Below are 17,527 nucleotides of genomic sequence, written 5' to 3'. Positions count from 1 at the left end.
TTCTATGTCACGGACATCACGGTCGATGGCGTATGCTGCCGGATTGACCCATCAGACGGAGCCCGTCCATGTCCAGCGTCTACGATTTCACCGTCCGCGATATCGACGGCAACCCGCGTTCGCTTTCCGAATGGCGTGGCAAGACGCTGTTGATCGTCAATGTCGCCTCCAAATGCGGCTTCACCCCGCAATATCGGGGGCTGGAAACGCTGTGGCAGGACCAGCGCGACCGGGGTCTGGTGGTGCTGGGTTTCCCATGCGACCAGTTCGGCCATCAGGAACCCGGCGACGAGGCCGAGATCAAGACGTTCTGCAGTACCCAGTACGACGTGACTTTTCCCATGTTCGCCAAGGTCGAGGTGAATGGCGAGCACGCCGACCCGCTCTACAAATGGCTGAAGAGCGAGGGCAAGGGCATCCTCGGCAGTGAATCGATCAAGTGGAATTTCACCAAGTTCCTGGTCGATGCGGACGGCCAGGTGGTGAAACGCTATGCCTCCACCGACACGCCGGAGAAGATCGGCAAGGACACGCAGGCCCGGCTCGCGAGCTGAGCGTACGGACGCTCAATCGCGGCCGCGATAGTTCGCCAGCAGCACCGCGATCGCGTCCACGTCGCTGCTGGCAAGGGGCGCGCCGTCCGGCCGATCGTAGTTGTTGAGCATGATCGCGAACGCAAGCCGTTCGCCCGCCGCGCTGGTGACATAACCGGCCAGGCAGTGCACGTACGTCATGCTGCCGCTCTTCGCATGCACATTGTTCTCCGCCGCGGTGTGGCGCATGTGGCCGCTCAGGGTGCCGTCGACACCGGCGATCGGCAGGGCCTGGCGCAGCCGCTGCGCGTAGGGCTGCGCGGCGAGGTAGGCGAGCAGGCGCACCATTGCGTTGGGCGTGACCAGGTCGCGCCGCGACAGCCCGGCGCCTTCGCTGATCAGGCTGGCCGAGCTCTGGACGCCTATCTTCGCCATGAGCTGGTCCAGTGCATGGATGCCGCGGGTTTCGGTGCTGGTGAAGCCGGGCGGGGCGTCATTCACCGCGAGAGCCTGCGTGTACGCGCCGACGCTCAGCAGCAGGTTCTGCAGGTAGAGGTTCTGCGAGCGCTTCAGGCCACGCTGCAGGATCTGCCATAGCGGCGGCGACAGTACTTCCGCCAGCAGGTCGGCATGGGCCAGCAGCACACTGTCATCCTGCGGCCAGTGCAGCACGCGCAACTTGCCGCTGATCCGGATGCCGTGGCGTGCCAGCGCCTGCCGCAATTGCCTGCCGGCGATCAGGGCCGGGTCGGTCAGCGCGAGCTTGAATCGTTGCGGCGGCGTGTTGGCCGCGATGGTGCCGAACGCATACAACGTGGCCTCTCCGGGCGCGCGATACAGATTGATGTCGCCCGGTGCGCGTGGCGGGGTGGTGGTCAACTGGCCGAGTACCTCGGGCCTGGCTTCGGCAGGAGCGAAGTCGAGCACCGCCGGAAGACCGACGGCGCTGCCGGGGCGCACCGTGACGCGGACGACGTTTTCCTGCACGCTGAGCGCGGACGAAGGCACCGCAAACCAGCTTTGCAGGTCGCCGGCCTCCCAGCCGGTGCCGAACGAGGGCCCGCTGAAATAGCTGTCGTCGGCGATCAGGTCGCCATGTATGCGCTTCACGCCGCGCGCGGCCAACTGGCTGGCCAGTTGATCGGCCCAGTCGGTGCTGCCGGCGGTGCCCAGGGTCGGATCGCCCATGCCGCGCAGGATCAGCGCGCCATCCAGACGGCCATCCCGAATCGTGCCGTCGGCCAGCAGGCGGGTGGGAATCCGGTAGTCGGGACCAAGGGTGGACAGGCTCACGGCGGCGGTGAACAGCTTGGCGGTCGACGCAGGCTGCATCAGACGATCGGCGCGATGCTTGTACAAGGTGCGCCCGTCGTCGAGCGAGGTCACGGCGATGCCCCACGTGGCCTTTGCGAATCGCGGCTGGGCGACGATGGCTTCGATTTGTGCGGTCAGCCCGGCGCGCGTGGTGGCCGGCGGTGACGCCGCCGCGGCGGTGGTCATGGAGGCGGCGACCGCGCATGAAATGTGAAGCAGGACGGAAACGCAACGTGTACGGCATGACGACGTATTCATGTCCACAGTATCGCCAATCCTCGCAGCGGCCGCAGAGTCGTTTATCGGGGTTCTGGTAAACTTGACGATTCGTATCGGCGTGTAGCCGGTGGACTCGAACCTATCCGTGAGACTTGCATGCAGATTTCCCCGAACTCCGTTGCCTCCTTCCATTACACGCTGACCGATGACCAGGGCCAGGTCATCGACAGTTCCGAAGGCCGTGAGCCGTTGACCTACCTGCACGGTGGCGGACATATCGTGCCGGGCCTCGAGAAGCAGATGGCCGGTCGCGTGGTCGGCGACAAGTTCAACGCCGACGTGACACCGGAAGAGGGCTACGGCGTGCATCATGCCGAACTGATGCAGGAAGTGCCGCGCGAGGCGTTCCAGGGTGTCGAGGACATCCAGCCGGGCATGCAGTTCCAGGGACGTGGCCCGCAGGGCGAGATCAACGTCACCGTCACCAGGGTCGAGAACGACAAGGTGTTCATTGACGGCAACCATCCGTTGGCCGGCAAGACCCTGCATTTCGCGATCGAAGTGACCGGCGTGCGCGATGCCTCTGCCGAGGAGCTGGAGCACGGTCACGTGCATGGCGCCGGTGGTCATCACCACTGATCGCCTCGCGGCCTGGCCGCGATCCGGCAAGCATGAAGGCCCGGTGATGGCGAATCACCGGGCCTTCGTTTTTCTGCGCGGATTCGGAGCCTGTGAAGAAAAACACCTCCTGTGGTTTTCCTCTGTCGCGAGTCAGGCACTGGCGTGCCCGATCCGCGACCGGCCGTCGGGCAATTGCTATTGCGTTGCCCAACCTGGGCATCGGGCAATTGCTACTGCGTTGCCTCAACCCGGCCATCGGGCAATTGCTACAGCGTTGCCTCAACCCGGGCATCGGGCAACTGCTCCTGCGTTGCCTCAACTCGGGCATCCATGCCCTCGCCATGCCCTCGCCATGGCCTTGTCCAGGCCGGGCTTCGAGGTTGAACAGTCACGACCTCTCAGTACCAGTCGAGCAACGAAATGCCCAAGCCGACATAAGTGGCGTTGTGGTTGTAGTCGATCAAGCTCTCGCCGTAGCCCTTGAACACTTCGGCATAGCCGCGCAGGTTGCCGGCCATCGGGAAGCTCCAGCTGAAGCGGGCCGCGCCGTGGCTGCGGCTGCCGCCGCGCATGGAATGGCGCAGCAGCATGCCGAATTCCTGACCGTGCCATTCATGCACGATCGCCACCTCGCCCCGGCCCATGTAGTCGCTGATGTCGGGGTTGTTGTCGTCGCTGGCCGCCTCGGGAATGCGCCACCACGGACGCACCATCACGGTCCAGCCATCGCGCTCGAAGCCGACGTTCGCGACGATCCGGTTCCAACTGCGCGACAAGGGATTGCTGCGGCCATTGGACTGGTGGTCGACGCCGATGCCGAGCAGGCGGCCGTCCCACCCGAGCACGTGGTAGTGGGTATCGAACACCAGCATCGCTTCGGGTTCGTAGTCGGTTTCCCGGAACGGGCGCGACAGGCGCGTGTTGTAGACCTGCCAGCGCGATGACTGGGTATAGCCGATCCACACGTCGCCGACATCGCCGAACACGCCTTGCCAGACCTTGGTTTTCAGGCTGAGCTGGAACTTGGCCTCGACGTTGTCCAACTGTTCGCTGCCGACCACCGTATTGTCGGGATTCGGGCTGTGCGGCTGATTGTTCTGATTGCTGGTGGCGAACGCTGGCAGCACATAGACCGGCTTGTAACCGCGGATGTTGAAGGTGCCGAGCTTGTTTTCCGCAGACAGTTCCCAACGGCTGTCGAGCAACGACATCGGCGTCGCCACTTCGGCATTGAGCTCCGCCTCGGTCGTGCCGGCACTGCGGCGATCGCGGCTGAAGATGCTTGGTGTGCCGGTTTCCGGGTTGCCCCGCTTCTGCGCAACCGGCAGGTTCACCCGGCCTGTGGCGTGGTCATAGCAGGCCAGCCGCTGCGAATCGCTTTCGATCGCGGTGCAGGCGCGGATGTCGGTCGGGTCCGGGTTTTGTGCATGGACAGGAACGGCAATGGAGCCTGCGGACAACGCCACGAAGACGGTGGCGGTCAATCGCTTCATGAAGGGGAAGTCCTGGCAAGAGGGTCGGTCAGTCTAGCCGAGCCGCCAGCCACTGCCGTGACGAACATGAACACGCCGGCTGCGCGGGCAGCCGGCGTGTCGGCGTCAGCGTCATTTCTATTTTTGTGCAACCCACTTTTCGTATTCGCTCTTGCTGATCTTGCCGTTGCGATTGTGGTCGGCGTAAAGGAAATCGTTGGCCAGCGGCGGATAAGCCACGGCTTGTTCTTCGCTGATGAATTTCGCGCCGCCGGACAGCTGCTCGAAGCTCGGGGCCGGACCGGCCGGCGGCGGTTCGGGCATGCTCGAATGCACTTCGATTTGTCCGGCCGGCGCGGCAGATGCGGGCGGCGCCGTCGTGTCGCCTGCGGGCGGAGGCGTTGCCATGGTGTCGGCTGGTGCGGGTGGCGGCGGTGGCGTCGCCGGCATGTCTGCCGGTGGTGGCGGTGCCGCGGGCATGTCAGCGGAGGTCGGCGGCGCAGGCGACTCCGGGGCGGCGGGTGGCGTCGGCGGGACCGGTGGCGACATGTTGTCCGTCGGCGGCGGTGGCGGCACCGGCGCATCCTGGGCGATCACGCTGCCGGCGAACAGCAGCGCGCCGGCGGCGAGGGTGGTCAACAACGGTTTGTGGAATTTCATCTTCGGTACTCCATGCCAGAATGGTGCGGAGGGATCGTGTGGAGGTGCTGTCTGTCGACGCGAATGGCATCCGCCGGCACCCAACGCGAATTCACGCTAACAGGGGTTTTGTATATGCCGGCTCAATATCCTGGTCATGAAACCGTGAAGGCGCCGTGTCGTTGAACCCCGCTTCAGCTGCACCGCGGGTGCTCAGCCTGACCCACGCGCGCCTGCTGCAGCTGTACGCGCAGGGCCTGCTCCAGCCGCTGCGTCGAAACCCGCGGCGCGCCGACCTGGTGGCGGCGATCGAGCGCATGTGCCTGTTGCAGATCGACACCATCCACGTCGTGGCGCGCAGCCCGTACCTGGTGCTGCACTCGCGGCTCGGCTATTACCCGATGACGTGGCTGGACGAGGCGCTGGCCAATGGCCAACTGGCCGAATGCTGGGCGCACGAGGCGTGTTTCGTCAGCGCCGCGGACATCGCCCGGCATCGCGGCGGACACGATCGACGCACACACCACTGGGCCCAACGCAACGCGGCAAGGATGCATCGCGAGCAACGCGCCGACATGGAAAAGATGCTGGCCGACATTCGTGCCTCCGGCCCGGTGCGCGCGGCGGATTTTGCGCGCAGCCGGGCTGCCGACAAGCCCGGTTGGTGGGCGTGGAAGCCGGAAAAACGCTGGCTGGAGGCCTGGTTTGCGCTGGGCGAACTGATGGTGGCGCGGCGCGAGAATTTCCAGCGCGTGTATGACCTCGCCGAGAACGTGCTGGCGCGACTCGATCCCCCGTTCGATGCCGCGGCCGAGGCACTTTCCGCCGAGGTGCAGCGCCAGCGCGCCATCGTCGACACCGTGCGTGCGCTGGGCGTGACGCCGGCCGCATGGATCGCGGATTACTTTCGACTGAAGCCAAAGGTGACCGATCGCGAATTGACACCGCTGCTGGCCAGTGGCGAGTTGCTTGCCGTGCCGGTGCAAGGCTGGGCCAGCCCCGGCTACGTGCACCGCGACCACGCCGAAGCGCTGGACAAGGCCCGACGAGGCCGCTTGCGCGCCACGCATACCGCCTTGCTTTCGCCGTTCGATCCGCTGGTATGGGACCGCGCGCGGGTGCTGGCGATGTTCGATTTCGAGTACACCATCGAGTGCTACACGCCGGCGGCGAAGCGGCGCTATGGCTATTTCGTGCTGCCGATCCTGCATCGCGGCCGGCTGATAGGCCGGCTTGATGCCAAGGCGCATCGCGGCGACGGCATTTTCGAGGTCAAGGCGTTGTTCCTGCAGCCCGACGCGGAAATCACGCCGCAACTGTCGCGCGACCTGGCCGGCGCGATCGCGGCGACCGCATGCTGGCACGGTACTGCGCAGATCGTGCTGGGCAAAACCGTGCCGGCAGCGCTGGCGCGGGAGTTGCGCGCCAGCTGGAAGGCTGCTCACTGAGCCCGTGGGCCCGGCGGATCACGGCGAGCTGCTGCTCGAAGCGGGCGCGTTCGCGCACGACTTGCCATGCAGCGCCTGGCGCAATTCACTGGCCAGCGAGTTGCAGCGTGCTGCCAGCTGAGGGCGGATTGCCGGATCCTTCGAGTCACGCAGCAGGCTGGTGCGCATCGCTTCGTAGTGAAACTGCAATTGGTCCGGAGCATAAATCGCCGCGGCACGATGGCAGGCGATATAGCTGCTCAGGTAATCGTCGCAGGCCGCGATGCCGGTCTGGTCCGGCAGCCCGGCGCTGGTTGTCGCCTCGTTGTCATTTCCGGCGCTGCCGCGGCTGGGCGAGACAGGCGACGGATGGCGAGTGCTTGCCGCTGCCGGCGGTGCAGTCCTGGCTTTGGTCTGGCGGGCCGCGGGCTGATGAGCGCAGCCCGCAAGCAACAGGCCGGCAACCGCGGCAGCCAGGGTCAGGCGAGGCAGGATGGACATGGTCGACACTCCTCAACGGGTGGGCGTGTACGCGGGCCGGAATGGTCCACGACGCACGCTTGGACGATGCATCCACAATAGACAGGTTGAAAGGTAAAGAAAATCTGAAATTCATTCGCCGGCCCGAGAAGGGTCGGTGGTTCCCCACTTGGCCGTTGGCGATACTCACCGGGGCGTCCTCGCCGCTCGTCATCCGGACACCGGAAACTCCGGCGGGAATGCACGATTTCACCCGTGCGGATAACCGGCATGTCGGCCTGCTTGACAATCCGAAAATCCGTTATGCTTGGAATGCTGTGTCTGCTTGGCCACGTGCGTGTCCGGTGGGGTTGTCCTGAATCCGGCCGTTGCACCCACCCCGTGCATGCTCAGTAAACCGTCGGCCCGCTGGGCCGGTTTGTCTCGGTATCTGGAATGGATCGGAGTGTGAGTCATGTCGGATCGTGAAGTAGGTACTGTCAAGTGGTTCAACGACGCCAAGGGTTTCGGTTTCATCAGCCGTGAAAATGGCCCTGACGTGTTTGTGCATTTTCGCGCCATTACCGGTTCGGGTTTCAAAAGCCTGCAGGAAGGGCAGAAGGTGAGCTTCAACGTCGTCGATGGCCAGAAAGGTTTGCAGGCCGAAGATGTCACACCTGTTTGATTCCCGTCTGGGGTCAGGAAGAGGCCGGCGAATGCCGGCCTTTTTTTGTGCTGGACGTGCCGATTCGTTAGCCTGCATGGATGTCCGATGATCCTGCCGAACACCGCTCCGACCTGCCGCCGCCCGGCATGATCGGGCCGACGATCATTCCGGTTTCGAGCGGCGACGGCTGCCGCTTCGAATTGCTGGTTGTCGCACTCCCACGCGCCTGCCAGCAGTTGCTGTATTGGGTACCGGCGATGGGCATTCCGGCCAGGCACTACCTGCCGCTGGCCGAGGCGCTCGCCGCGCGTGGCATCGCGGTGGCGGTGCACGAATGGCGTGGCATCGGTTCCAGCAACCGGCGAGCCCGACGCGGCTGCAACTGGGGCTATCGCGAGTTGTTGCGGGATGACTTGCCCGCCGGCATGGCGGCGTTGCGCGAACGCTGGCCGCAGGCGCATTGCTGGCTGGGTGGACACAGCCTGGGCGGGCAGCTGGCGGCGCTGTATGCCGGCCTGCATCCGGGCGCGTTTTCGGGCTTGCTGCTGGTGGCCAGCGGGGCGCCGTACTGGCGCTGCTTCCGGCATGCCTGGCTGGTCGGCGCCGCCTATTTGATGGCGCCGCTGCTGGCCAACCTGCTGGGCTACCTGCCTGGACGGCGGATCGGCTTTGGCGGCAACGAGGCCCGCGGCGTGATTGCCGACTGGGCCCGCACCGGGCGCACGGGACGCTACGCGGCGGACGGCATGGCACAGGAGTTCGAGCAACTGCTGGGCGCCCTGCACGTGCCGTTGCTGGCCCTGCGCCTGCAGGACGACTGGCTCGGGCCGCCGGCCTCGCTGGACTGGCTGCTGCGCAAACTGGGGCCGGCCGAGCGTACGGTGGAGGTCATCACGCCAGAGGATCTCGGGGGCCTGCCGGCCGATCACTTTGGCTGGATGAAAACGCCGGCGTCGATTGCCGCGCGCATCGCGGCCTGGATCGCAGCGCAGGACACAGCGTTCGCGGTCCGTGCCGATACGTTCGCTTGATTCCCGGCGACCAAGCCTGCATCTCTGCTGTCCCTTCTTGCTGGATTTCCCGATGAAGCTGTTCGAACCGTTTGCCCAACGCAGCCTGACCCTGCGCAATCGCATCGTGGTATCGCCGATGTGCGAATACTCGGCCACCGACGGCGTGCCCAATGACTGGCACATGGTGCACCTGGGCAGCCGTGCGGTAGGTGGCGCCGGGGTGGTGATCGCCGAGGCCACCGCCGTATCGGCGCAGGGTCGCATCTCGCCGCAGGACACCGGGTTGTGGAATCAGGCCCAGTTGGAGGCATGGCGACCGATCACCCGCTTCATCAAGGCGCACGGCGCGATACCCGGCGTGCAACTGGCCCACGCTGGGCGCAAGGCGAGCACGTTGCGGCCGTGGGACGGACACGGCCCGGTGCCGGCCGGGCAGGGCGACTGGCTGACCGTGGCGCCGTCGGCGTTGCCGTTCGATGCCGGCTGGAACCTGCCGCAGGCACTGGACGAAGCCGGCATCCAGGCGGTGATCGCGGACTTCCGCGCCGCGGCGCAGCGGGCGCTGGCGGCCGGCTTCGAGCTGGTCGAGCTGCACGCGGCGCATGGCTATCTGCTGCACCAGTTCCTGTCGCCGCTTAGCAATCAGCGCAGCGATCGCTACGGTGGCAGTTTCGAGAATCGCAGCCGGCTCGTGCGCGAGGTGGTCATCGCCGTGCGGGAAGTGTGGCCGGCCGAACTGCCGTTGTGGCTGCGCATCTCGGCCACCGACTGGGCCGACCAGGGTGGCTGGGACATCGAGCAGAGCATCGAGCTGGCGCGTCAGGTGACATCGCTGGGAGTTGACCTGATCGACGTTTCCAGTGGCGGCCTGCTGCCGCACGCGAAGATTCCGCTGGCGCCCGGCTATCAGGTTCCGTTCGCGGCGCGCATCCGCCACGAAGCCGGCGTTGCCACCGGCGCGGTCGGCCTGATCACCGGCGCCGAACAGGCGGCGCAGATCGTCGCCACGGGTGACGCCGATGTCGTGCTGATCGCACGCGAAAGCCTGCGCGACCCGTACTTCCCGCGCCGCGCAGCGCAACAGCTGGGTGCGAAGATCGACGCTCCGGCGCAATATCAGCGGGCCTGGTGAGGAGAGCCGCATGGAAACCACCCCGACGCTGATTGCCGAAGCTCGCGTGCACGATCTTGGCGATGGCTTCATGGTGCGACGCATGTTGCCGGTGCTGCAGACGCGTCATGTCGGTCCGTTCGTGTTCTTTGATCACATCGGACCGGCGACGTTTGCCGCCGGCAAGGGCATGGACGTGCGGCCGCACCCGCATATCGGCCTGGCCACGGTGACGTGGCTGTTCGATGGCGTGATCCGCCATCGCGACAGCCTCGGCAGCCTGGCCGACATCCGCCCCGGCGAAGTGAACTGGATGACCTCCGGCCACGGTATCGCCCACTCCGAACGCACGCCGCCGGAAGCGCGCCAGGATGGCCAGAAGCTGCACGGCATCCAGGTCTGGGTTGCGCTGCCGCAGGCCGATGCCGAAGTGGCGCCGGAATTCCACCATCATGATCGTGCCGCGTTGCCGCAGCTCCGCCGACCGGGCATGACCGCGACCCTGATCGCCGGTACGGCCTATGGCGAGCGTTCGCCGGTGAAGGTATTCGCACCGATGTTTTTTCTGGAGGTGCAACTGGAAGCTGGCGCCGAACTGGCGCTGCCGCCGGAGCACACCGAACGCGGCGTGCACGTGGTCGACGGTGCGGTCAGCTGGGGCGAGCTGGAGATCGGTGCCAACGAAATGGCGGTGCAGGCCGGTGCGTCCGCGCCATCGCTGCGTGCGCACGAGCGCAGCCGGTTGATGCTGTTCGGCGGTGCGCCGCTGGATGGCGAGCGGCACCTGTGGTGGAACTTTGTCGCCAGCACGCGCGAGCGCATCGAGCAGGCCAAGGCCGACTGGCGCGAAGGGCGCTTCCCGAAGGTGGCCGGCGACGAGGACGAATTCATCCCGCTGCCCGCCTGACCGATGTGGGAGCGGCTTCAGCCGCGATGCTCCTGGCGACAATCTCGCCTCGCCATCAGAGCATCGCGGCTGAAGCCGCTCCCACAGGAAGGCGGAAGGCAGGCGTGACAGAATGGGGCGGCCATTCGTGGAGCAGAACATGTCCGGCTTCAACAGCTTTGCCGAGTTCTACCCGTTCTATCTGAGCGAGCACGGCAATCGCACCTGCCGCCGCCTGCATTTCGCCGGCAGCACCCTGGTGCTTGCGGTGATTGCGCTGGCGTTGATCAGCGGCCAGCTGCGCTGGCTATGGCTGGTGCCGGTGGTGGGTTACGGCTTTGCCTGGATCGGTCATTTTGTCTTCGAGAAGAACCGGCCGGCCACGTTCAAGCACCCGCTGTACAGCCTGCTTGGCGACTGGGTGATGTACGGGCAGATGTGGCGCGGCAAGATCCGCTTCTGAGAGTGTTCAGCGATATTGCTGATGGCAGCTCTTGCAGGTATCGCCGATCGGCTTGATCACCGTGGCCAGCGCCGCGCAGTTCGCCGGCGCGGTCTGCAAGGCCTGCAGCACGTGAGTCTGCAACTCGCCTGCCTTGTCGGTGAACGAGTGCTCGTTGATGCCGAACACCGGCACGATGTCGGTCGCCGTGGACTGCATGCGTTCCAGATGATGCTGGGTTTGTGCGGCATCGCACTTGCCGGCTTTCAACGCGTGGCTCAGCTCGCCCATGTGATAACCCATCGTCACCATCACCGCCTTCGGCATCGGATTGCGCGCACTCAGCGCATTCATGACGTTGACCGTGCCGATCACGCCGATCACCAGTCCGAGCAGAATCAAGAGTGCGACGCGCATGGATATGTTTCCGTAGTCGATGGGCAAGACCGACAGAATAACCCGCGTCGATGCCGCGCGCGATAAAATGACCGGCATACCGCACAAGGCAGCCCAGTGAAAATCCCAAGCACGCGCACCGACGGCAACACGCCGACATGAAAGAGATGGAACTGACCGCCGAGCGCTTTGCCGGCGTCGAACGCCTGTACGGCACCGGCAGCGTCGCTGCGCTGGCGCGTGCCCACGTCTGCGTGATCGGGATTGGCGGGGTCGGCTCATGGGCGGCCGAGGCGCTGGCGCGCAGCGGCGTCGGCCGACTGACCCTGATCGACGCGGACGAGGTGTGCATTTCCAACACCAATCGCCAACTCCATGCGCTGGATGGCGAATACGGAAAGCCCAAGGTCGGCGTGATCGCCGCACGCGCCCACGCCATCAATCCGACCATCCGGCTGGAAGCGATCGAGCGCTTTCTCACCCCGTCCACGCTCGACGAGTTGCTCGATCGCGGCTATGACGTGGTACTCGATGCCTGCGATGCATTCCGGGTGAAGCTCGAAACCATCGCCTGGTGCCGTCGGCGCAAGCTGCCGATCGTCAGCGTGGGCTCTGCTGGCGGGCGCACCGACGCCACCCAGATCCGCGTGCGCGACCTCTCGCGCACCGAACACGACGCGATGTTCAGCCTGATCCGCAAGAAGCTCCGCACGGATTTCAACTTTCCGCGCAATCCGGATCGCTACTTCGGTGTTTCAGCCGTCTATTCGCTGCAGAACGTGCAATACCCGCAGCCGGACGGCACGGTGTGCGGCACCCGTCCGCCCGGCGGCGACGCGATGAACCTGGCTTGCGGTGGCGGCCTCGGCGCGGCCACCCATGTCACCGGCACGTTCGCGTTCGCGGCCGTGGGCAAGGTGCTGGAGAAGCTGCTCGGGAAAAGCGAGAAGTAAGGGAAGAAGAGTGAGAAGCGGGAGAGAAGCCTGCTTTCTCTCTTTTCCCACACCTCTTCACTCACTCCTGCTCCTTCACCAACCCATGTAATGCCCGCCGTTGATCGCCAGGTTCGCGCCGGTGATCCAGGCAGCCTGGTCACCGGTGAAGAACGCCACGGCGTGGGCGATTTCCTCGGGCTTGCCGAGGCGGCCCACCGGGATCTGCGCCACGATCTTCTCGCGCACCTCCTCCGGCACCGCCATCACCATGTCGGTGCCGACGTAGCCGGGCGAGACGGTATTGACGGTGATGCCGAACTTCGCGTTCTCCTGCGCCAGCGAAATCGTGAAACCGTGCATGCCGGCCTTCGCCGCGGCGTAGTTGGCCTGGCCGTACTGGCCTTTCTGGCCGTTGATCGAGCTGATCTGCACGATGCGGCCCCACTTGCGCGCGCGCATGCCCTCGATCACCGGGCGGGTGACGTTGAAGCAGGCGTTGAGGTTGGTGTTGATCACGTCCGTCCACTGCTGGTAGGTCATCTTGTGGAAGGTGGTGTCGCGGGTGATGCCGGCGTTGTTGACCAGGATGTCGACCGGGCCGCACTTTTCCTCGAGCGCGCGAACCATCGCCTCGCACGCCACCGGATCGCTGACGTCGCCCTGCACCATGAAGGCCTCGATGCCGTCCCGCGCCATCGCCTGACGCCATGCCTCGGCCTTGGCTTCGTCGCGGTAATTGGTGGCGACCCGATGCCCCTGGCTGGCGAGGTAGCGGATGATGGCGCTGCCGATGCCGCCGGTACCGCCTGTGACAAATGCCGTGCGCTGGGTCATGTCCTTGGATCTCCTGAGCAGATAATGCGAAAGGTCGTCGCCGAGCATGGCAGGGCAATGTTTCAGCCGCTGCCGTCGTGATCGACGCGTTCCGTATTTATAGCGGTTCAGGCCGGAGAGTGACCGCTGCAATGCGGCAAATTCGCCGGGTCGAAATCCGTCCGTGCCTGCGCCAGCAATTCATGCACGCTGGCAGCCGTGGCCGGCCGGCGCAGGAAAGCCAGCGCGCGCCGCAACGCAGGCACCGGTTCGGCCGGATCGACCGGGAAAGCCCGCTCGGACTTCGACAGCTTGCGCCCATCCGCATCCAGCACCAGCGGCAGGTGGCGCCAGGCAGGCGTCGGCAGGCCCAGGCAGCGTTGCAGCCAGATCTGGCGCGCGGTGGAGTCGAGCAGGTCCTGCCCGCGCACCACTTCGGTAATGCCTTGGTACGCGTCGTCGACCACGCAGGCCAATTGGTACGAATAGAACCCCTCGACCCGGCGGATCACGAAATCGCCCACCTCGTCGCGCAGGTTCTGCCGCTGCGGGCCCTGCAGCGCGTCGTCGAATTCGATGGCGACATCCGGTACGCGCAGCCGCCACGCCGGCGCCTGCTGCGGATCGGGCGCCGCAACGCAGCGGCCGTCGCGATGGATGCCGCCGATCCCGGCCAGTTCGCTGCGGCTGCACCAGCACGGGAACACTTGGCCCGCGGCGCGCAATTGCTCGAACGCGGCATCATGGGCGGCGATGCGCTGCGACTGGTACAGCACCGGTGCATCCGCGATCAGGCCGAACGCCGATAGCGCTTCGAGGATGCTTGTCGCCGAGCCGGGAACCTCGCGCGGCGGGTCGATGTCTTCCATGCGCAGCAGCCACTGGCCGCCGGCATGCCGCGCGCACAGCCAGCTGCCCACGGCAGCGACCAGCGAGCCGAAATGCAGGTGTCCGGTGGGCGAGGGGGCGAAGCGGCCGCGATAGGTCATCGGCGCATCTTAGATGCCGTGCCGGACCCTTGAAAGCGGTGGCCGTCGCCCCGAAATTTTCAACCAGCAACCAGTCCTTTCATGACTGCCACGAGAGAGACAGCCATGCGACGCGTCGCGTTATTCATCGGTACCAACCTCGCCGTCCTGCTCCTGCTCAGCATCGTCTGCCGCCTGTTCGGCATCGACCAGATGGCTGCGGCCCGCGGCTACGGCGGCATGGGCGGCCTGCTGGCCTACGCCGCGGTGTTCGGCATGGGCGGTGCATTCATTTCGCTGGCGATGTCCAAGACGATCGCCAAGTGGTCCACCGGCGCGCGGGTGATCGAGCAGCCGCAGAGCGAGACCGAGCGCTGGCTGGTCGACACCGTGCGCCGCCACGCGCAGAGCGCCGGCATCGGCATGCCGGAGGTGGCGATCTACGAAGCGCCGGAGATGAACGCCTTCGCCACCGGCATGACGAAAAACAGCTCCTTGGTGGCGGTCAGTTCCGGCCTGTTGCAGCAGATGGATCGCGAGCAGGTCACCGCCGTGCTCGGCCATGAGATCGGCCACGTGGCGAACGGCGACATGGTCACCCTGGCCCTGATCCAGGGCGTACTGAACACGCTGGTGATCCTGGCCGCGCGCATCGTCGGTCGGCTGGTCGACAGCTGGATGTCCGGCGGTCGCGACGACAACCGCGGCGGCACCGGCATCGGCTATTTCGTGACGGTGATGGTGCTGCAGCTGGTGTTCGGCCTGTTCGCCTCGATCATCGTGGCCGCGTTCTCGCGCTGGCGCGAGTTTCGCGCCGACACCGCTGGCGCGCAGTTTGCGGGCCGTGGTGCGATGATCTCCGCGTTGCAGCGGCTGCAGGGCAACCACGGCGAGAGCACGCTGCCGCAGACGATGGCCGCGTTCGGCATCTCCGGTCCGCTGGCTGACGGCTTCAGGAAGCTGTTCATGAGCCACCCACCGCTGGAGGAGCGCATCGCTGCGCTGCAGAACGGAACATAGTCACGTCGAGCATAAAATTTCATGACCGTCACTCCGGCCTTCGCCGGAATGACGATCCAGGACATCAACGCAAATCTGGAACATCCACGCATGAACGCACCCGCCGAAACCCGCAAATTCGAAGCCGAAGTCGCTCAGGTCCTGCACCTGGTCACGCACTCGCTGTACTCGCACAAGGAAATCTTCCTGCGCGAGCTGATCTCCAACGCCTCCGACGCCTGCGACAAGCTGCGCTTCGAGTCGATCGCCAACCCCAGCCTGACGGCTGGCGACAACGAGCTGCACATCGACGTGAGCTGGGATCCGGACGCACGCACCGTCACCATCCGCGACAACGGCATCGGCATGACCCGCGACGAAGTGGTGGCCAACATCGGCACCATCGCCAGCTCCGGCACCAGGCGTTTCCTCGAAGCCATGTCCGGCGAGCAGAAGGCCGACGCACGCCTGATCGGCCAGTTCGGCGTGGGCTTCTATTCCGCCTTCGTGGTCGCGGACAAGGTCACCGTGATCACCCGCCGCGCCGATGCTCCGGCGGACGAAGGCGTGAAGTGGGAGAGCGATGGCAAGGGCGAGTATTCGCTGGAGCAGGTCGAGCAGGCGCAGCGCGGCACCTCGGTGATCCTGCACTTGAAGGCCGACGAGGACGAGTTCCTCAAGGGCTGGCAGCTCAAGTCGCTGATCCGCAAATACTCCGACCACGTCGCCTTCCCGATCCGCATGCCGGTGGAAAAGGACGGCAAGCCCACCGACGAGTTCGAAAGCACCAACGCCGCCTCGGCGCTGTGGACCAAGCCCAAGAGCGAGATCTCCGACGACGACTACCAGGGCTTTTACAAGTCGCTCGGCCACGACTTCAACGACGCGCTGGCGTGGACGCACAACCGCGTCGAAGGCAGCCAGAGCTTCACCACCCTGCTGTACATCCCCTCGCAGCCACCGTTCGACCTGATGATGGGCGGCCGCGACGAGCGCAAGGGGCTGAAGCTGTACATCAAGCGCGTCTTCATCATGGACGCCGCCGAGGAACTGCTGCCGAACTACCTGCGCTTCGTGCGCGGCGTGGTCGACGCCGACGACCTGCCGCTCAACGTCAGCCGCGAGATCCTGCAGCACAACCGCCAGCTCGAGCGCATCAAGGCCGCCTGCGTCAAGCGCGTGCTCGACCTGATCGAGAAGCTGGCCAAGGACGAGCCGGAGAAATTCGCCACGTTCTACAAGGCGTTCGGCAACACGCTCAAGGAAGGCATCAGCGAGGATGCCAACAATCGTGAGCGCATCGCCAAGCTGCTGCGCTTCGCCTCGACCAAGGGTGACGGCACCAACCAGACCACCTCGCTGGACGACTACATCGGCCGCATGGCCATCGGCCAGGACGCGATCTGGTACATCACCGCCGACAGCTACGCCGCGGCCTTCGGCAGCCCGCAACTGGAAGCGTTCAAGGCCAAGGACATCGAAGTACTGCTGATGTCTGACCGCATCGACGAGTGGATGATCGGCTCGCTCAGCGAGTACGACGGCAAGAAGCTCAAGAGCGTCGCCAAGGGTGACGTGCCGCTGGACGAAGCCGACAAGAAGAAGCAGGAAGAGGCGACCAGGGAAGCCGAGCCACTGCTGAAGAAACTCAAGGACCTGCTGGGCGATCGCGTTGGCGACGTCAAAGTCTCCGCCCGCCTCACCGACTCGCCGTCGTGCCTCGCGTTGAGCGATTACGAGATGGCTCCGCATCTTGCGCGATTGCTGCGCGAAGCAGGACAGGAGATGCCCGAGAGCAAGCCGACGCTGGAGATAAACCCGCAGCATGCATTGCTGAAGCGCGTCGAGGCGGAAGCCGACGAGGCGAAGGCGAGGGATCTGGCCACGCTGCTGCTGGAGCAGGCGGAGATCGCGGCCGGTGCACAGCTGCCGGATCCGTCGGCGTTCGTGCAGAGGTTGAATCGCGTGTTGCTGGGGTGAGGCGCGACGCGCTTCTCTGATATGAGAAAGCCCGCCATCCGGCGGGCTTTTTCTTTGCTCCCTCTCCCCGTGCGCGGGACGGGCGGGTGCCCGCCACACTCTTCCCTTCGCGTCATTCCTGCGAAGCCAGGAGGAGTTTTTCAACAGCGAAGCTGGTCATCGCTCCTGCACTCTTCCCTTCTCGTCATTACCTGCGAAGGCAGGAATCGCATCTGCATCTCTTCACCTCGGCATCAGAAGGCTTTTCGACAGCACATCCCTGTGCTGACGAAAAGGAATCGGCCTCCTGCCGATTCCCGCTACGCGGCCTGTCGTCCCCAGCTCACCGCCGCACAGGGGCCCCGGGTAGAGCGGCGGGCCATCCTGGCCCGCACTCGGTACGCCCGCTGCGAGACGTCGGCTCGGGCACAATCGTCACTTTTCTGGATCACCCCACGCCGCATGCTCTGCACCGACTGCCAATCCGGCTACCACGCGCCTTACGATCGCTTCGAGCGTCTGGCGGCGAATCCCGAGGCTCCGAGTTACCTCATGCGCTGCAAGCAGTGCGGAGCGTTATGGAACGAGAGCTCCGGTGTGCCGGAGCTGCTGACTCGGACGCACGCGCGGTGGTTGTATTCGGGGGCACGGATT

General features: G+C 65.4%; 18 protein-coding genes. 11 read left to right on the top strand and 7 right to left on the bottom strand.

What is annotated here, in order from left to right:
- Window positions 1-68 precede the first annotated feature (68 nt).
- A complete protein-coding gene (locus CIW53_RS05710; protein WP_149363726.1) occupies window positions 69-554 on the top strand; it encodes a glutathione peroxidase in 486 nt (161 codons plus the stop codon).
- 12 nt (window positions 555-566) lie between these two features.
- On the opposite strand, the gene dacB is transcribed toward CIW53_RS05710, so the two are convergent.
- Window positions 567-2,033 (bottom strand): D-alanyl-D-alanine carboxypeptidase/D-alanyl-D-alanine-endopeptidase, encoded by a 1,467-nt coding sequence (gene dacB, locus CIW53_RS05705; RefSeq protein WP_242451783.1) that lies wholly within the window; start codon window positions 2,031-2,033, stop codon window positions 567-569.
- Between the two features lie 189 nt (window positions 2,034-2,222).
- Between dacB and CIW53_RS05700 the strand changes: the two genes are divergently transcribed.
- Window positions 2,223-2,705 carry a peptidylprolyl isomerase gene (locus CIW53_RS05700; RefSeq protein WP_149363724.1) on the top strand — a complete coding sequence of 161 codons (483 nt, stop codon included), beginning with the start codon at window positions 2,223-2,225 and terminating at the stop codon, window positions 2,703-2,705.
- 380 nt (window positions 2,706-3,085) lie between these two features.
- Here CIW53_RS05700 and CIW53_RS05695 read toward each other — a convergent pair whose 3' ends face one another.
- Window positions 3,086-4,180, bottom strand: a complete 1,095-nt coding sequence (locus tag CIW53_RS05695) for a phospholipase A (RefSeq protein ID WP_149363723.1) — start codon at window positions 4,178-4,180, stop codon at window positions 3,086-3,088.
- 117 nt (window positions 4,181-4,297) lie between these two features.
- A complete protein-coding gene (locus CIW53_RS05690; RefSeq protein WP_149363722.1) occupies window positions 4,298-4,819 on the bottom strand; it encodes a hypothetical protein in 522 nt (173 codons plus the stop codon).
- A 188-nt stretch (window positions 4,820-5,007) separates the two neighbouring features.
- On the opposite strand from CIW53_RS05690, the gene CIW53_RS05685 reads away from it, so the two are divergent.
- Window positions 5,008-6,246 carry a crosslink repair DNA glycosylase YcaQ family protein gene (locus tag CIW53_RS05685; RefSeq protein WP_149364167.1) on the top strand — a complete coding sequence of 413 codons (1,239 nt, stop codon included), beginning with the start codon at window positions 5,008-5,010 and terminating at the stop codon, window positions 6,244-6,246.
- Window positions 6,247-6,264: 18 nt separating this feature from the next.
- On the opposite strand, the gene CIW53_RS05680 is transcribed toward CIW53_RS05685, so the two are convergent.
- Complete coding sequence (locus CIW53_RS05680) at window positions 6,265-6,726, bottom strand: hypothetical protein (protein ID WP_149363721.1); 462 nt, start codon at window positions 6,724-6,726, stop codon at window positions 6,265-6,267.
- Window positions 6,727-7,159: 433 nt separating this feature from the next.
- On the opposite strand from CIW53_RS05680, the gene CIW53_RS05675 reads away from it, so the two are divergent.
- From CIW53_RS05675 to CIW53_RS05655, 5 genes are all read left to right on the top strand, one after another.
- On the top strand, window positions 7,160-7,369 hold the full coding sequence (locus CIW53_RS05675; protein WP_099651687.1) for a cold-shock protein: 210 nt from the start codon (window positions 7,160-7,162) through the stop codon (window positions 7,367-7,369).
- Between the two features lie 128 nt (window positions 7,370-7,497).
- Window positions 7,498-8,382, top strand: coding sequence for an alpha/beta fold hydrolase (locus CIW53_RS05670; RefSeq protein WP_149364166.1), 885 nt, complete (start codon window positions 7,498-7,500; stop codon window positions 8,380-8,382).
- Between the two features lie 52 nt (window positions 8,383-8,434).
- Window positions 8,435-9,496 carry an NADH:flavin oxidoreductase/NADH oxidase gene (locus CIW53_RS05665; RefSeq protein ID WP_149363720.1) on the top strand — a complete coding sequence of 354 codons (1,062 nt, stop codon included), beginning with the start codon at window positions 8,435-8,437 and terminating at the stop codon, window positions 9,494-9,496.
- A gap of 10 nt (window positions 9,497-9,506) precedes the next feature.
- Window positions 9,507-10,382: a pirin family protein gene (locus CIW53_RS05660; protein ID WP_149363719.1), complete on the top strand. Its 876-nt coding sequence runs from the start codon at window positions 9,507-9,509 to the stop codon at window positions 10,380-10,382.
- Window positions 10,383-10,521: 139 nt separating this feature from the next.
- Window positions 10,522-10,824, top strand: a complete 303-nt coding sequence (locus tag CIW53_RS05655; RefSeq protein WP_149363718.1) for a DUF962 domain-containing protein — start codon at window positions 10,522-10,524, stop codon at window positions 10,822-10,824.
- Between the two features lie 6 nt (window positions 10,825-10,830).
- On the opposite strand, the gene CIW53_RS05650 is transcribed toward CIW53_RS05655, so the two are convergent.
- A complete protein-coding gene (locus CIW53_RS05650; RefSeq protein WP_149363717.1) occupies window positions 10,831-11,220 on the bottom strand; it encodes a cytochrome c in 390 nt (129 codons plus the stop codon).
- Window positions 11,221-11,357: 137 nt separating this feature from the next.
- On the opposite strand from CIW53_RS05650, the gene CIW53_RS05645 reads away from it, so the two are divergent.
- Window positions 11,358-12,152 (top strand): tRNA threonylcarbamoyladenosine dehydratase, encoded by a 795-nt coding sequence (locus CIW53_RS05645; protein ID WP_242451782.1) that lies wholly within the window; start codon window positions 11,358-11,360, stop codon window positions 12,150-12,152.
- A 75-nt stretch (window positions 12,153-12,227) separates the two neighbouring features.
- Here the strand turns inward: CIW53_RS05645 and phbB are convergent, their stop codons facing one another.
- Complete coding sequence (gene phbB / locus CIW53_RS05640; protein WP_149363716.1) at window positions 12,228-12,968, bottom strand: acetoacetyl-CoA reductase; 741 nt, start codon at window positions 12,966-12,968, stop codon at window positions 12,228-12,230.
- A gap of 107 nt (window positions 12,969-13,075) precedes the next feature.
- Window positions 13,076-13,936: a tRNA glutamyl-Q(34) synthetase GluQRS gene (gene gluQRS, locus CIW53_RS05635; protein WP_149363715.1), complete on the bottom strand. Its 861-nt coding sequence runs from the start codon at window positions 13,934-13,936 to the stop codon at window positions 13,076-13,078.
- A gap of 105 nt (window positions 13,937-14,041) precedes the next feature.
- Here gluQRS and htpX point away from each other — a divergent pair, with 105 nt between their 5' ends.
- Together htpX and htpG are read left to right on the top strand one after the other, a co-directional pair.
- Complete coding sequence (gene htpX / locus CIW53_RS05630) at window positions 14,042-14,935, top strand: protease HtpX (RefSeq protein WP_149363714.1); 894 nt, start codon at window positions 14,042-14,044, stop codon at window positions 14,933-14,935.
- A 90-nt stretch (window positions 14,936-15,025) separates the two neighbouring features.
- Window positions 15,026-16,894 (top strand): molecular chaperone HtpG, encoded by a 1,869-nt coding sequence (gene htpG, locus CIW53_RS05625; protein ID WP_149363713.1) that lies wholly within the window; start codon window positions 15,026-15,028, stop codon window positions 16,892-16,894.
- Window positions 16,895-17,527: the final 633 nt, after the last annotated feature.

It is taken from the genome of Rhodanobacter sp. T12-5, from assembly GCF_008329435.1.
Taxonomy (GTDB): Bacteria; Pseudomonadota; Gammaproteobacteria; order Xanthomonadales; family Rhodanobacteraceae; genus Rhodanobacter.
This window is presented reverse-complemented; position numbering and strand designations above follow the sequence as displayed.

Excerpts from the sequence above, each read along its gene's own strand:
- CIW53_RS05655 (WP_149363718.1), top strand. The coding sequence starts at position 10,522 with ATGTCCGGCTTCAACAGCTTTGCCGAGTTCTACCCGTTCTATCTGAGC.
- gluQRS (WP_149363715.1), bottom strand. The coding sequence starts at position 13,936 with ATGACCTATCGCGGCCGCTTCGCCCCCTCGCCCACCGGACACCTGCAT.
- CIW53_RS05710 (WP_149363726.1), top strand. The coding sequence starts at position 69 with ATGTCCAGCGTCTACGATTTCACCGTCCGCGATATCGACGGCAACCCG.
- CIW53_RS05650 (WP_149363717.1), bottom strand. The coding sequence starts at position 11,220 with ATGCGCGTCGCACTCTTGATTCTGCTCGGACTGGTGATCGGCGTGATC.
- CIW53_RS05700 (WP_149363724.1), top strand. The coding sequence starts at position 2,223 with ATGCAGATTTCCCCGAACTCCGTTGCCTCCTTCCATTACACGCTGACC.
- htpX (WP_149363714.1), top strand. The coding sequence starts at position 14,042 with ATGCGACGCGTCGCGTTATTCATCGGTACCAACCTCGCCGTCCTGCTC.
- htpG (WP_149363713.1), top strand. The coding sequence starts at position 15,026 with ATGAACGCACCCGCCGAAACCCGCAAATTCGAAGCCGAAGTCGCTCAG.
- CIW53_RS05670 (WP_149364166.1), top strand. The coding sequence starts at position 7,498 with ATGATCGGGCCGACGATCATTCCGGTTTCGAGCGGCGACGGCTGCCGC.
- CIW53_RS05675 (WP_099651687.1), top strand. The coding sequence starts at position 7,160 with ATGTCGGATCGTGAAGTAGGTACTGTCAAGTGGTTCAACGACGCCAAG.
- CIW53_RS05660 (WP_149363719.1), top strand. The coding sequence starts at position 9,507 with ATGGAAACCACCCCGACGCTGATTGCCGAAGCTCGCGTGCACGATCTT.
- CIW53_RS05690 (WP_149363722.1), bottom strand. The coding sequence starts at position 4,819 with ATGAAATTCCACAAACCGTTGTTGACCACCCTCGCCGCCGGCGCGCTG.
- phbB (WP_149363716.1), bottom strand. The coding sequence starts at position 12,968 with ATGACCCAGCGCACGGCATTTGTCACAGGCGGTACCGGCGGCATCGGC.
- CIW53_RS05680 (WP_149363721.1), bottom strand. The coding sequence starts at position 6,726 with ATGTCCATCCTGCCTCGCCTGACCCTGGCTGCCGCGGTTGCCGGCCTG.
- CIW53_RS05645 (WP_242451782.1), top strand. The coding sequence starts at position 11,358 with ATGAAAGAGATGGAACTGACCGCCGAGCGCTTTGCCGGCGTCGAACGC.
- dacB (WP_242451783.1), bottom strand. The coding sequence starts at position 2,033 with ATGACCACCGCCGCGGCGGCGTCACCGCCGGCCACCACGCGCGCCGGG.
- CIW53_RS05695 (WP_149363723.1), bottom strand. The coding sequence starts at position 4,180 with ATGAAGCGATTGACCGCCACCGTCTTCGTGGCGTTGTCCGCAGGCTCC.
- CIW53_RS05665 (WP_149363720.1), top strand. The coding sequence starts at position 8,435 with ATGAAGCTGTTCGAACCGTTTGCCCAACGCAGCCTGACCCTGCGCAAT.